The sequence below is a fragment of the Stenotrophomonas sp. GD03794 genome (assembly GCF_029842145.1).
Lineage (GTDB): Bacteria > Pseudomonadota > Gammaproteobacteria > Xanthomonadales > Xanthomonadaceae > Stenotrophomonas > Stenotrophomonas riyadhensis.
The window spans coordinates 279,391-291,544 of the sequence record NZ_JAOCFV010000001.1; the positions used below are offsets into that span (position 1 = coordinate 279,391).

The 12,154-nt window shown below is 67.3% G+C and carries 14 protein-coding genes; 9 read left to right on the top strand and 5 right to left on the bottom strand.

The annotated features are described in order from the left end of the window. Positions 1-21: 21 nt before the first annotated feature. The gene (locus tag N5D91_RS01440; protein ID WP_180854082.1) at positions 22-1,443 is read right to left on the bottom strand and encodes an MFS transporter; all 1,422 of its coding nucleotides are present in this window, start codon (positions 1,441-1,443) and stop codon (positions 22-24) included. A 29-nt stretch (positions 1,444-1,472) separates the two neighbouring features. Here N5D91_RS01440 and soxR point away from each other — a divergent pair, with 29 nt between their 5' ends. Beyond that, the gene (gene soxR, locus N5D91_RS01445; RefSeq protein ID WP_094002028.1) at positions 1,473-1,907 is read left to right on the top strand and encodes a redox-sensitive transcriptional activator SoxR; all 435 of its coding nucleotides are present in this window, start codon (positions 1,473-1,475) and stop codon (positions 1,905-1,907) included. A 73-nt stretch (positions 1,908-1,980) separates the two neighbouring features. Here soxR and N5D91_RS01450 read toward each other — a convergent pair whose 3' ends face one another. Further along, a complete protein-coding gene (locus tag N5D91_RS01450) occupies positions 1,981-2,583 on the bottom strand; it encodes a short chain dehydrogenase (RefSeq protein ID WP_094002029.1) in 603 nt (200 codons plus the stop codon). A gap of 100 nt (positions 2,584-2,683) precedes the next feature. On the opposite strand from N5D91_RS01450, the gene N5D91_RS01455 reads away from it, so the two are divergent. Beyond that, positions 2,684-3,559, top strand: a complete 876-nt coding sequence (locus N5D91_RS01455) for a LysR family transcriptional regulator (RefSeq protein WP_180854083.1) — start codon at positions 2,684-2,686, stop codon at positions 3,557-3,559. Between the two features lie 60 nt (positions 3,560-3,619). Here the strand turns inward: N5D91_RS01455 and proC are convergent, their stop codons facing one another. Both proC and N5D91_RS01465 read right to left on the bottom strand, forming a co-directional pair. Further along, entirely contained in the window at positions 3,620-4,441 is an 822-nt protein-coding gene (proC, locus tag N5D91_RS01460) for a pyrroline-5-carboxylate reductase (RefSeq protein ID WP_180854084.1), read from the bottom strand. A gap of 18 nt (positions 4,442-4,459) precedes the next feature. Next, positions 4,460-5,137: a YggS family pyridoxal phosphate-dependent enzyme gene (locus N5D91_RS01465; RefSeq protein WP_180854085.1), complete on the bottom strand. Its 678-nt coding sequence runs from the start codon at positions 5,135-5,137 to the stop codon at positions 4,460-4,462. Positions 5,138-5,224: 87 nt separating this feature from the next. Between N5D91_RS01465 and N5D91_RS01470 the strand changes: the two genes are divergently transcribed. The 4 genes from N5D91_RS01470 (at position 5,225) to N5D91_RS01485 (ending at position 9,363) form a co-directional block, all read left to right on the top strand. Continuing rightward, positions 5,225-6,262 carry a type IV pilus twitching motility protein PilT gene (locus N5D91_RS01470; RefSeq protein WP_006422551.1) on the top strand — a complete coding sequence of 346 codons (1,038 nt, stop codon included), beginning with the start codon at positions 5,225-5,227 and terminating at the stop codon, positions 6,260-6,262. Between the two features lie 78 nt (positions 6,263-6,340). Beyond that, positions 6,341-7,504 (top strand): PilT/PilU family type 4a pilus ATPase, encoded by a 1,164-nt coding sequence (locus tag N5D91_RS01475; protein ID WP_049434422.1) that lies wholly within the window; start codon positions 6,341-6,343, stop codon positions 7,502-7,504. A 104-nt stretch (positions 7,505-7,608) separates the two neighbouring features. Next, complete coding sequence (locus N5D91_RS01480; RefSeq protein WP_180854086.1) at positions 7,609-8,268, top strand: hypothetical protein; 660 nt, start codon at positions 7,609-7,611, stop codon at positions 8,266-8,268. 111 nt (positions 8,269-8,379) lie between these two features. Beyond that, positions 8,380-9,363, top strand: coding sequence for an aldo/keto reductase (locus N5D91_RS01485; protein WP_180854087.1), 984 nt, complete (start codon positions 8,380-8,382; stop codon positions 9,361-9,363). Positions 9,364-9,429: 66 nt separating this feature from the next. On the opposite strand, the gene N5D91_RS01490 is transcribed toward N5D91_RS01485, so the two are convergent. After that, complete coding sequence (locus N5D91_RS01490; protein ID WP_164161050.1) at positions 9,430-10,329, bottom strand: LysR family transcriptional regulator; 900 nt, start codon at positions 10,327-10,329, stop codon at positions 9,430-9,432. A 302-nt stretch (positions 10,330-10,631) separates the two neighbouring features. On the opposite strand from N5D91_RS01490, the gene N5D91_RS01495 reads away from it, so the two are divergent. The 3 genes from N5D91_RS01495 to N5D91_RS01505 form a co-directional block, all read left to right on the top strand. Further along, entirely contained in the window at positions 10,632-10,844 is a 213-nt protein-coding gene (locus tag N5D91_RS01495; protein ID WP_180846484.1) for a DUF4287 domain-containing protein, read from the top strand. Between the two features lie 95 nt (positions 10,845-10,939). Beyond that, entirely contained in the window at positions 10,940-11,389 is a 450-nt protein-coding gene (locus tag N5D91_RS01500) for a GNAT family N-acetyltransferase (RefSeq protein ID WP_180846483.1), read from the top strand. 93 nt (positions 11,390-11,482) lie between these two features. Further along, positions 11,483-12,154, top strand: a 672-nt coding sequence (locus tag N5D91_RS01505) for a YitT family protein (RefSeq protein ID WP_279922658.1), incomplete at its 3' end; no start/stop codon positions are given.

Here is a 12,154-nt window from a genome sequence, read left to right on the forward strand (position 1 = left end):
GCACTATCGCAATGCGGCTGCCTACACCCGCCGCGCGATCACTGTGGACAGCAGCGCCAGGCCGAAGGTGATCGCCAGGCACAGCAGGTAGCCGGTGTGCGGCGCGGCTTCCACGAACAGCGCGAACAGCGCACCGGAAACCGCCAGCGCGGTGGTCACCGACAGCGCCTCGCTCAACTGCAGCGCCGAGGTGTTGGCGCCCTGCTCATGCGGCGCGGACAACGACAGCGTCAGCACCGACAGGCTGGCGTAGATCATGCCCATGCCGAAGCCGGTCATGGCCCAGCCGACCAGGGCCACCGGCAGCGGCACTGCGTTGAACAGCACGGCCAGTGTGGCGGCGATGCCGATCGTCATCAGCGGTGTGCCAACGCGCAGCAGCTGCTGGCGTGACCAGCCGCGCTGGTGGTGGCCCTGCAGCCATGAACCGGCGAACCAGCCCAGTGCACCAAGACTGAGCACGGCACCGGCCCAGCTGGGCGAGAGCCCGCGTTCGCGCTGCAACAGCAGTGGCAGGTAGGCCTCACAGGCGAAGAAGGCCGCAGCGGCGATGCCGCGCAGCGCGATCACGCTGGGCAATCCGCGGCGCAGCAGCAGCGTGCCGGCTGGCAACAGGCGGTGCACGCAGAACAGCAGCGCAAGCATGGCCACGCCGATGCAGAGCAGCGCAGGCAGGCCCTGCTGCTGGCCGCCGAAGTAGAGCAGCAGCGCCGCCAGCGAAGCACCGCCGGCCCAGCGCACCACGCTGCCGCGTCCATCGTCGCTGCTGGCAGCATGAGTGGGCTGCATGCGTGCCAGCGCCGGGCGCAGCAGCAGCGCGGCCGGGACCGCCAGCAGCGGTACCGCCAGGAACACCCAGCGCCAGCCGAGATGCTGCACGATCAACCCGCTCAGCGCGGGGCCGATCATCGACGGCACCACCCAGCCGGCCGAGAACGCGGCGAATACCTTCGGGCGCAGGTGTTCGGGATAGCTGCGCCCGACCATCACGTACAGTGAAACCGAGATCGCGCCCGCACCCAGGCCCTGCAGCAGGCGCCCGGCCACCAGCATGCCCATCCGCATCGCAAAGCCGGCCAGCAGCAGGCCCAGCACGAAGCAGGCCAGGCCGTACCACAGTGGCCTGGCGGGGCCATGGCGGTCGGCCCAGCGTCCGGCCAGGGTCATGCCGATCACACTGGTGGCCAGGGTACCGCCGAAGGCCAGCGCATACAGGCGCAGACCATCCAGCGCCTCGGCCACGGTGGGCATGGCGGCGGCCACCGCCAGGGCCTCGAAGGCATGCAGCGCCACCAGCGCCACCATGCCGATGGTGGTGGCGCGGTAGCGCGAGGACAGGATCGACGTATCGGACGGCGCGATGGCGTCGGCGGTCGAGAGGGTCGGGGTCATACGGGTCAGATGCGGGCCGCGCTTGTCAACTGGCGGCGAAGATAGCAGCATGACACCTCAACAGCAGTTGAGGTCAAGCAATGGTGTCCCAGGAACTGAGCGTGGGCGAAGTCGCCCAGCGCAGTGGCGTGGCGGTTTCCGCGCTGCATTTCTACGAGCGCAAGGGGCTGATCAGCAGCCTGCGCACCTCGGGCAACCAGCGCCGCTACAGCCGCGACGTGCTGCGCCGGCTGGCGGTGATCCGCGTCGCGCAGCGCGTGGGCATGCCGCTGGAAGCGGTCGGCCGTGCCTTCGAAAGCCTGCCCGAGGGGCGCGCACCGACCAAGGCCGACTGGGCCAAGCTGTCCGCGCGTTGGCGCACCGAGCTGGAGGAACGCATCCACATGCTGCAACTGCTGCGCGACGAACTGACCGGCTGCATCGGCTGCGGCTGCCTGTCGCTGCAGCGCTGCCGCCTGGCCAACCCGGGGGATGTGCTCGGCGAGCGCGGCGACGGCCCGATGCGCTGGGAGTGACCCGCGAAAAGGGGACGGAGGGGATTAAGTCGTTTGTGCATTAACGACTTAATCCCCTCCGTCCCCTTTTTTCTTACCAGACCGTGATCGTCTCGCCGCTCTGGATACCTTCCACCGCGCGCTGGAAAGCCAGCGCCGCACGCTGCGCGCTCACCGCTTCAAAGCCAGGGAAGTAGGGGCCGTAGGCCGCCATTGATTCGATCAGCACGTTCGGGCTGACTACGTTGATGCGCAGGCCGCGCGGCAGCAGCTCGAGTGCGGCGGCGCGCACGAAGCCCTCCAGTGCGGCATTCACCGAGGTGGCGTTGACGCCATCGCGGATCGGCTGTGCGCTGACGATGCCGCTGGTCAGGGTGATCGAACCGCCGGCGTTGAGGTGGTGCTGCGCGGCCAGTGCCAGTCGCACCTGGCCCAGCAGCTTGTCCTGCAGGCCGAGGTTGAACTGCTCGGGCGTCATCTCCTGCAGCGGGCCGAAGTGCAGCTTGCCAGCGGTTGAGATCACCGCATCGACCGGGCCGGTACGCGCGAACAGTTCGGCAACGCTGGCGTCGTCGGTCAGGTCGACGCGCAGCTCACCGCTGTTGCGGCCGGCGGCGAGGATCTGATGCTGCTGGCCGAGCTGGTGGGCGACTGCCTGGCCGAGGGTGCCGCTGGCACCGACGAGGAGAATCTTCATGGCCGTTCCTTGCGAGAGGGGGAATGAGCGCAGTCTGCGCCCTCACAGTGGGGTTAGGTAAGCGGCGTATGCTTCGCAGATTCCTAACTCTGGATTAGCAATGGATACCCTTCGCTGCATGCAGGCCTTCGTCGCCGTGGCCGAGTCCGGGAGCTTTGCAGGAGCTGCCGAACAGCTGCAGGTGTCGGCGGTGATGGTCGGCAAGTACATCCAGCAGCTGGAGGCGCACCTGGGTACCGCGCTGCTGCAACGGAACACCCGCCGCCAGCGCCTGACCGAAGCCGGCAGCGCCTACCTGGCCGGGTGCCGGCAGGTGCTGGAGCAGGTGCAGCAGGCCGAGGCCGATGTCGCCGGCCTGCAAGTGCAGCCGCGTGGCCTGCTGCGGGTCAGCGCGCCGACTACCTGGGGCAGCTGCGTGCTGGCGCCGGTACTGTCCGGACTATTGCGTGAGCAGCCGTTGCTGAACATCGAACTGGACCTGAGCAACCGCCGCGTGGACCTGATCGAGGATGGCTTCGACGTGGCGATCCGGGTCGGGCCGCTGCCATCGCAGGAGGTGGTGGCGCGGCCGCTGCCCCCCTATGCGATGAGCCTGTGTGCGGCGCCGTCGTACCTGCGCCGGCGCGGCACGCCGCGCACGCCTGCGGATCTGCAGGGGCATGATTGCCTCAGCCACCTGGCCTGGCGCGGCGGCCATGGTTGGCAGCTGGCCAACGGCGAACAGGTGGATTGGGAGGCGCGGTTGACCTGCAACGATGGAGTCGCGTTGCGCGAGGCCGCCGTGGCCGGGGCCGGACTGGTGCTGCAGCCGACCGCGCTGCTGGCCGGCGAGATCGCGGCCGGGCGGTTGAAGCCGCTGCTGCGCGACTACCTGCCCGAGCCGCGGCCGATGCATCTGATCTACCTGCCGGATCGACGGCCGCGCCCGCGGTTGCAGTGCTTCGTCGATTTCGTCATGGCCACATTGGGGCGGTGATCGTCGGGCGAGCCGGGGTCAGATCCCTTTGCCTCGGCAAAGAGATCTGACCCCAGGAGATCAATCATTCGCCGCAGACAACTCCTGCCCGCGCACCTGCGCGGCGCGCAACGCCGTGTCCACCAGCGCCTCGAAACCACCGGCCTGGAAGCGCTCGATCGCGGCCTGGGTGGTGCCGTTCGGCGAGGTCACGCGACGGCGCAGCTCGGCCGGGCTTTCACCGGCCTCATCAAGCATGCGCGAGGCTCCCAGCAGGGTCTGCACCACCAGCGCACGCGCAGCGTCGGCCGGCAGGCCCTGGGCGATCCCCGCCGCTTCCATCGCTTCTGCCAGCAGGAATACGTAGGCGGGGCCGCTGCCGGACACCGCAGTGACCGAATCCATCAGCGATTCGCTGTCGATCCACACCGTGCGCCCGGCACTGGCCAGCACCTGTTCGGCGCGCGCGTGCTGCTGTGCATCCACCGATGGCGTGGCATACAGGCCGGTCACGCCGGCGCCGAGCAGGGCGGGGGTGTTGGGCATCGCGCGCACCACCGCCAGGCTGCCACCCAGCCAGCGTTCCAGCTGCGCGCTGGTGATGCCGGCGGCGATCGACACCACCAATGGCCGGTTCGCCTGCGCCAGCGCCTGCAGCGACTGGCACACATCGCGCAGCACCTGCGGCTTCACCGCCAGCAGCCAGGTGCGGCCCTGTGCGGCCGCATCGGTTGCGTTGTCGTGCACCTGCACGCCGAAGTCCGCCGCCAGTGACTCGCGCAGTGCTGCGACCGGTTCGGCTACGTGGATGTGTGCGGCAGGCACGCCCTGGCGGATCAGGCCGGCGATCAGGCTGCGGGCCATGTTGCCGCCGCCGATGAAGGTGATGGAATCAGCTGCCATGGAAGTCTCCTTGGAAAGTCAGGCCGGGCGCGGGCGGGCGCCGAACAGGGCGGTGCCGATGCGCACCAGGGTGGCACCCTCGGCGATGGCTTCGGCGTAGTCGCTGCTCATGCCCATCGACAGCGTGTCGATCTGCGCGTGCTGGGCAGCCAGCGACTGGAAAAGTGTGCGCATGCGCACGAATGCATCCCGACGGCGCTCCGCTTCCGGCCACGGTGCGGGAATCGCCATCAGGCCACGCAGGCGCAGGCTGGGTTCGGCGGCAATCGCGGCGGCCAGTGCATCCACGTCTTCCGGTGCACAGCCATGCTTGCTGGATTCATCGTCGATGTTGACCTGGATCAGTACGTTCAGCGGGCCGCGCGTGGCCGGGCGATGGCGTGCCAGCGCGGTCACCAGCTTGGGACGGTCCACGCTCTGCACCCAGTCGAAATGGCTGGCCACGGCCTCGGCCTTGTTCGACTGCAGGTGGCCGATCAGGTGCCATTCCAGCGCCAGGTGCTGCAGCGCCTGCATCTTGGCCAGTGCTTCCTGCACGTAGTTCTCGCCGAAGGCGTGCTGGCCCTGCGCGGCCAGCGCCGCCACGGCCTCGGCCGGCTGGGTCTTGGACACCGCCAGCAGGCGTGGATCGGGCCTGCCAGCGGCCTCGGCGGCGGCGTGCAGGTTGCTCAGGATCTGGGGCAGGGGAGTGGCCACGTAACGCGTTCCGTTGAATCAGGAGGCTATACTGCCGCCCGGGGAAAGATCCTTCCAGTCGAAGCCGTTATTGGGGAGTAGCCGCTCATGGATATCGCCGAGCTGTTGGCGTTTTCCGTAAAGAACAAAGCGTCCGACCTGCATCTGTCCGCAGGCCTGCCGCCGATGATCCGCGTGGACGGCGACGTGCGCCGGATCAACATCCCAGCCCTGGACCACAAGCAGGTCCACGCGCTGGTGTACGACATCATGTCTGACAAGCAGCGCCGCGATTACGAGGAATTCCTCGAAGTGGACTTCTCCTTCGAGATCCCGTCGCTGGCGCGCTTCCGTGTCAACGCGTTCAACCAGAACCGCGGCGCCGGTGCGGTGTTCCGTACCATTCCGTCCGAGGTGCTCACCCTCGAGGACCTGGCCTGCCCGCCGTTGTTCCGCGAAGTGATCCAGCAGCCGCAGGGCCTGATCCTGGTGACCGGTCCGACCGGTTCGGGCAAGTCGACCACGCTGGCGGCGATGATCGACTACATCAACAAGAACGAATACGGCCACATCCTCACCGTCGAGGATCCGATCGAATTCGTGCACACCTCGCAGAAGTGCCTGATCAACCAGCGCGAAGTGCACCGCGACACGCATGGCTTCAACGAAGCGCTGCGCTCGGCGCTGCGTGAGGATCCGGACATCATCCTGGTCGGCGAGTTGCGCGACCTGGAAACCATCCGCCTGGCGCTGACCGCCGCGGAGACCGGCCACCTGGTGTTCGGCACCCTGCACACCAGCTCGGCGGCCAAGACCATCGACCGTATCATCGACGTGTTCCCGGCCGGCGAAAAGCCGATGGTGCGTTCGATGCTGTCCGAATCGCTGCGTGCGGTGATCTCGCAGGCGCTGCTGAAGAAGGTCGGTGGTGGTCGTACCGCTGCGTGGGAAATCATGGTCGGCACCCCGGCCATCCGCAACCTGATCCGCGAGGACAAGGTGGCGCAGATGTACTCGGCCATCCAGACCGGCCAGCAGTACGGCATGATGACCCTGGACCAGCACCTGCAGGACCTGGTCAAGCGCAGCCTGATCACCCGCAACCAGGCCCGCGACTACGCCAAGGACAAGCGCCTGTTCGAGTAAGGCGGGCAGCCACGGGGCGGCGTGCGCCAGTGCGCCGCCGTTCCCGCGCCGTTTCCGCCTCCGACCGTTTCCTGGTACATGCCCCATTGGGAGCCCGCCGTGAACACCACCGCGACCACCATCGATTTCACTTCGTTCCTCAAGCTGATGGCGCACCAGCGCGCCTCGGACCTGTTCATCACCGCAGGCATGCCGCCGGCGATGAAGGTCAACGGCAAGATCTCGCCGATCACGCAGACCCCGCTCACGCCGCAGCAGAGCCGCGACCTGGTCCTCAACGTGATGACCCCGGCGCAGCGCGAGGAATTCGAGAAGACCCACGAGTGCAACTTCGCCATCGGCCTGTCCGGTGTCGGCCGCTTCCGCGTCAGCTGCTTCTACCAGCGCAACCAGGTCGGCATGGTGCTGCGTCGCATCGAGACGCGCATTCCGACCGTGGAAGAGCTGAGCCTGCCGCCGATCATCAAGACGCTGGCGATGACCAAGCGCGGCATCATCCTGTTCGTCGGTGCCACCGGTACCGGTAAGTCGACCTCGCTGGCAGCGATGATCGGCTACCGCAACCAGAACTCGACCGGCCACATCATCACCATCGAAGACCCGATCGAGTTCGTGCACAAGCACGAGGGCTGCATCATCACCCAGCGCGAAGTCGGCATCGATACCGACAGTTGGGAAGCGGCCCTGAAGAACACCCTGCGCCAGGCGCCGGACGTGATCATGATCGGCGAGGTGCGTACCCGCGAAGGCATGGACCACGCCATCGCATTCGCCGAAACCGGCCACCTGGTGCTGTGCACCCTGCATGCCAACAACGCCAACCAGGCGATGGACCGCATCGTCAACTTCTTCCCGGAAGACCGCCGCAACCAGCTGCTGATGGACCTGTCGCTGAACCTCAAGGGCGTGGTTGCGCAGCAGCTGATTCCGTCGCCCGATGGCCGTTCGCGCAAGGTGGCGATGGAGATCCTGCTGGGCACGCCGCTGGTGCAGGACTACATCCGCGACGGCGAGATCCACAAGCTGAAGGAAGTGATGAAGGACTCGGTCCAGCTGGGCATGAAGACCTTCGACCAGAGCCTGTTCGAGCTGTACCAGGCTGGCGAGATCAGCTACGAGGACGCGCTGCGCTACGCCGATTCGCAGAACGAGGTGCGCCTACGCATCAAGCTCAGCCAGGGCGGCGACGCGCGCACCCTGTCGCAGGGGCTGGATGGCGTGGAGATCTCCGAGATCCGGTGACCGGACGGGCGCCTGCGGGTGCCCTCTGCTCCGGGATGACTGCAGCGCCGGATGCACGCCGGCGTGAACCTGCCAGGGAGGCCTGCATGCGTGCGACTGTGAGCGTGATACTGGCCATCGCCGTGCTGCTGCAGGCCGGCTGTGCCCGTACCCCCGAACCGGCTGCCCCGGCCGAGGGCTGCGACGATCCGCAGGCGCATGCGTGGTATCTGCTGCCGCCGCCTGCACAGAGGCGTAGCAGGGGCCCGCTTCCGTTCCTCGATTTCACCGGGTTTGCGAGGGCATCCTACAGAGACGCGCTGCGGGATCTCGATGGCTTGCCGGAGCCGTCGTTCCGCTGTGGCAGCGTACCGATCCAGGCGTATCGCTTCGTCTGGCATACCCCATTCTTCCCGGGCGTGGTAGTACGCGCGCAGCGCAACGCAGCGGGCCAGGCGTGGATCGTCGGGCGCAGTGCACGCGATTTCGAGATTCCCGGATCGTCGCCCGGACGTCCATCCACCGTCATCAAGGGCGGCACGTGCGCTCCACCGCGCGCGCTGAGTGCGCAGGAATGGAAGGCCGTCGCGGCCGCGTTTTCGCTGTTGCAGGGCGAAGACTCGAGCGCTGGGCTTGATGGCTCATCGTGGATTTTCGAGTCCGTGGTGGACGGCGAACAGCGTTGGTTCGCGCGATGGGTGCCACGGGATCCGGCGTTCCGCAACACTGGCAGGATGATGGTGGAACTGGCGGGTTGCACTGACACCCTGCGGGCCATGGAATGACGGGCGGCTGCGCGTATTGATGAATACCAGTCATGACCAACTGCAACACTGCCCATTCAATCGGTTGCCCTTGCAGGCGTATCGTCAGCGCTCCCCCTCTGGAGCACAACGATGCAGACACGTGAACTGGGCCGCAGTGGCCTGAAGGTTTCCGCCCTGGGCCTGGGCTGCATGGGCCTGAGCCATGGCTACGGCCAACCGGTGGAGCGGGACCAGGGCATTGCCCTGCTGCACGCGGCGGTCGAACGCGGCGTGACCTTCTTCGATACCGCCGAGGTGTACGGGCCGTACACCAACGAAGACCTGCTCGGCCAGGCGCTGGTCCCGTATCGCGACAGACTGGTGATCGCCACCAAGTTCGGCTTCAAGGATGCGCGCGTCGATACCGGCCTGGACAGCCGCCCGGAGAACATCCGTGCGGTGGCCGAAGCCAGCCTCAAGCGCCTGCGCACCGACCATATCGACCTGTTCTACCAGCACCGCGTGGACCCGAACGTGCCGATCGAGGACGTGGCCGGCACCGTGCGTGACCTGATCGCCGAAGGCAAGGTTGGCCACTTCGGCCTGTCCGAGGCCAGCGCCGCCACCGTGCGCCGTGCGCACGCGGTGCAGCCGGTTGCTGCCGTGCAGAGCGAGTACTCGCTGTGGTGGCGCGAGCCCGAGCGCGAGCTGCTGCCGACTCTGCAGGAACTGGGCATCGGCTTCGTGCCGTTCAGTCCGCTCGGCCGCGGCTTCCTGACCGGCGCGATCAACGCCGACACCACCTTCGACGCCAACGATTTCCGCAACAGCGTACCGCGCTTCGAAGTGGAAGCCCGCCGCGCCAACCAGGCGCTGGTTGATCGCATCGCCACGATTGCTGCAGCACGCGGCGCGACGCCGGCGCAGGTGGCGCTGGCCTGGCTGCTGGCGCAGGCGCCGTGGATCGTGCCGATTCCGGGCACCACCAAGGTCCACCGCCTGGAAGAGAACCTGGGCGCGGCTGACCTGCAGCTCGCACCGGAAGAGCTGCAGCGCATCGCGCAGACGTTGGAAGAAATCTCCATCGTCGGCGAGCGCTACAACGCGCAGCGCGCCGCGCAGGCCAAGGGCTGACCGCCGGGCCACCCTGCCTCTGGCGGGTGCGGACCGGGGTGGGTGCGGACCGTTGGTCCGCACACCTCATCCCGCCATCGGCCCGCGCAGCGCATCAAGCACCGTGCGCATCGCTACGGTGACGTGGCGGCGCGACGGGTAATACGCGTAGTAGCCATCGAAGTGCGGGCACCAGTCGTCCAGCACCGACTGCAGGCGGCCCTCGTCCAGCATCGGCTGCACCTGGTCCTCCGGCAGCCAGGCCAGCCCGCTGCCGGCCAGCGCGGCAGCACGGGTCATGCCCATGGTGTTGAAGGTCCATTGTCCGGTCACGCGCAGGCTCAGTTCGTTGCCGTCCTGGCCGAAATCCCACGGCATCAGCCCACCATGCGTAGGCAGGCGCAGGGTGATGCAGTTGTGGTTGGCCAGGTCGTGCGGATGCCGTGGCACCACATGCTGGCGGAAGTAGCTGGGTGCACCGACCACGCGCATGCGCAGCGGTGGGCTGATCGGCACGGCGATCATGTCGCGGGCCAGGCGTTCGCCGAGGCGGATGCCGATGTCGTAGCGCTCGGCGACGATATCGGCCAGGCCGTAGTCGGTGGTCAGTTCCACCTTCAGGTCCGGATACTGCTGCAGCAGAGGCGCCAGCCGCGGCCAGGCAAGGTACTCGGCGGCATGGCCGGTGGCGTTGATGCGGATGGTGCCGGCCGGGCGTTCGCGATACTCCGTCAGCGCGGCCAGCTCATCCTCGATCTCGGCCAGGCGTGGAGCGAGGGTCTTGAGCAGGCGGGCGCCGGCCTCGGTGGTGGACACGCTGCGGGTGGTCCGGGTCAGCAGGCGCACGCCCAGGCGCTCTTCCAGGCCACGCAGGGCATGGCTGAGCGCGGACTGGGAGACACCCAGCTGGGCGGCCGCCCTGGTGAAGCTGCCTTCGCGGGCGACGTGGACGAAGGCCTGCAGGTCGTTGAGGTTTTCACGGGGCATGGCGGGATGATACGGCCGGGCTGCGCCCGGCACCTGCCGAAACAACGTCAATGGCAACGTCAAAAGCTGGCTTCCCGTGGGAGGCGGGGTGGCTCAGGTTGCGGGGGACGGCGCAAGTACGTCCATGTAGCCTCGGTCGCGCCATCCATGGCGCTCACGCCCCCGCAACCTGAGCCGCCCCGCCTTCGACAATTTCCCGCGAGCTGTTGGAACGGCTCCGACCCCATTCTGTGTAGGCGTGTGGGGATGTCGATTTCAGGGACTGTGGTTCGTCGAATGAATGACTTCAACGGGAGCTGCACATGAGCACTGACACCAAGCCGAAAGGCCCGGCCTCGTACTTCCCCTCCATCGAGAAGACCTACGGGCAGCCGGTGACGCACTGGTTCGGGCTGCTGGCGGGGAAGAAGGGCCTGAAACACATGGAACTGGTCAGCTTCCTGAAAAGCGAGCATGGGCTGGGCCATGGCCATGCCAACGCGCTGGTGGCGCACCACCTGGCCGGCAACGGCTGAGCAGGCAACGCTGCGCTGAACGGCCGTGTGGGGCATCGCCACACGGCCTCCAGGGTCGGGCAGACTGGGAGTCCATCCCGAGGCAGGACGCCCATATGCAGGTCACGCTGGAAGCGATCACCCCCGACAACTACGAAGCGGTATGCGATCTCGACGTCAGCGAGGCGCAGCAGGACTTCGTCGCTGGCAATACCTGGTCGCTGGTGCAGGCCGCATTCCATCCCGGCTACCAGACCCGCGCCATCCAGGCCGATGGCGAGCTGGTCGGGTTCTTCATGTGGGTGCCGGAGACGCCGCAGCGCATCTCGATCTGGCGGTTCATGGTCGATCAGCGCTGGCAGGGGCGTGGCATCGGGCGGCGCGCGCTGGAACTGGCGCTGGCGCAGATCCGGGATACGCCCGGCCTGGCCGAGGTCGAGATCTGCTACAACCCGCACAATCCGGTGGCGGGCGCCTTCTATGGCAGCTTCGGTTTCGTCGAGACCGGCATGGACGATGATGGCGAGGACATGCTGGCCGTGCTGCCGGTGACGCCTCCGAAATAACCTGAATGGGCGAGCGCAGCTGAACGATTTCATCTGCAACTGTCATGCAGATCGTGTCTAATATTGCTCCCCACCTGCTGTTCCCCCACCCGTATGTCCCTTCCCGCCCATGGCCCCGCGCCGTGCGACGACGCTGACGGCCACCTGGTCACCGCTGGTCCGCTGACCCCGCCGCCCGACAGTGCCGGCACCACCGCCGACGAAAAAGCGCTGCGTCACTCGATCGCCGAGGACGTGCAGGGCATGGTGCTGGCCACGATGGTGGCCTCGCTGGGCCTGGCCATCTTCGCCAAGGGCGGGCTGATGATCGGCGGCATGGCCGGCATGGCGTTCCTGCTGCACTACGCGATGGGCTGGAACTTCGGCCTGGTGTTCGTGCTGGTCAACCTGCCGTTCTACTGGGTGGCGCTGCGCCGCATGGGCTGGGAATTCACCCTGAAGACCTTCGCTGCGGTCACCGCCTGTGGCGTGCTGACCGACCTGCTGCCGCGCTGGATCGACTTCTCGCACATCAACCCGCTGTATTCGGCGATCGTGGGCGGTGCGTTGTCCGGCCTGGGCATCCTGTTCTTCATCCGGCACCGTGCCAGCCTCGGTGGTATCGGTATCCTGGCGGTGTACCTGCAGCGCACCCGCGGCTGGAGCGCGGGCAAGGTGCAGATGTCCTACGACGCCTGCCTGATGGTGGCCGCGTTCTTCGTGTTGTCGCCGTCGAAGGTGCTGTACTCGGCGATCGGCGCGGTGGTGCTCAGCCTGGTGCTGATG

What these genes read in the sequence shown, in the direction of transcription:
- soxR (WP_094002028.1), top strand. Translation starts at nt 1,473, where the DNA reads ATGGTGTCCCAGGAACTGAGCGTGGGCGAAGTCGCCCAGCGCAGTGGC.
- N5D91_RS01485 (WP_180854087.1), top strand. Translation starts at nt 8,380, where the DNA reads ATGCAGACACGTGAACTGGGCCGCAGTGGCCTGAAGGTTTCCGCCCTG.
- N5D91_RS01450 (WP_094002029.1), bottom strand. Translation starts at nt 2,583, where the DNA reads ATGAAGATTCTCCTCGTCGGTGCCAGCGGCACCCTCGGCCAGGCAGTC.
- N5D91_RS01500 (WP_180846483.1), top strand. Translation starts at nt 10,940, where the DNA reads ATGCAGGTCACGCTGGAAGCGATCACCCCCGACAACTACGAAGCGGTA.
- N5D91_RS01490 (WP_164161050.1), bottom strand. Translation starts at nt 10,329, where the DNA reads ATGCCCCGTGAAAACCTCAACGACCTGCAGGCCTTCGTCCACGTCGCC.
- proC (WP_180854084.1), bottom strand. Translation starts at nt 4,441, where the DNA reads ATGGCAGCTGATTCCATCACCTTCATCGGCGGCGGCAACATGGCCCGC.
- N5D91_RS01495 (WP_180846484.1), top strand. Translation starts at nt 10,632, where the DNA reads ATGAGCACTGACACCAAGCCGAAAGGCCCGGCCTCGTACTTCCCCTCC.
- N5D91_RS01440 (WP_180854082.1), bottom strand. Translation starts at nt 1,443, where the DNA reads ATGCTGCTATCTTCGCCGCCAGTTGACAAGCGCGGCCCGCATCTGACC.
- N5D91_RS01475 (WP_049434422.1), top strand. Translation starts at nt 6,341, where the DNA reads ATGCCCCATTGGGAGCCCGCCGTGAACACCACCGCGACCACCATCGAT.
- N5D91_RS01455 (WP_180854083.1), top strand. Translation starts at nt 2,684, where the DNA reads ATGGATACCCTTCGCTGCATGCAGGCCTTCGTCGCCGTGGCCGAGTCC.
- N5D91_RS01470 (WP_006422551.1), top strand. Translation starts at nt 5,225, where the DNA reads ATGGATATCGCCGAGCTGTTGGCGTTTTCCGTAAAGAACAAAGCGTCC.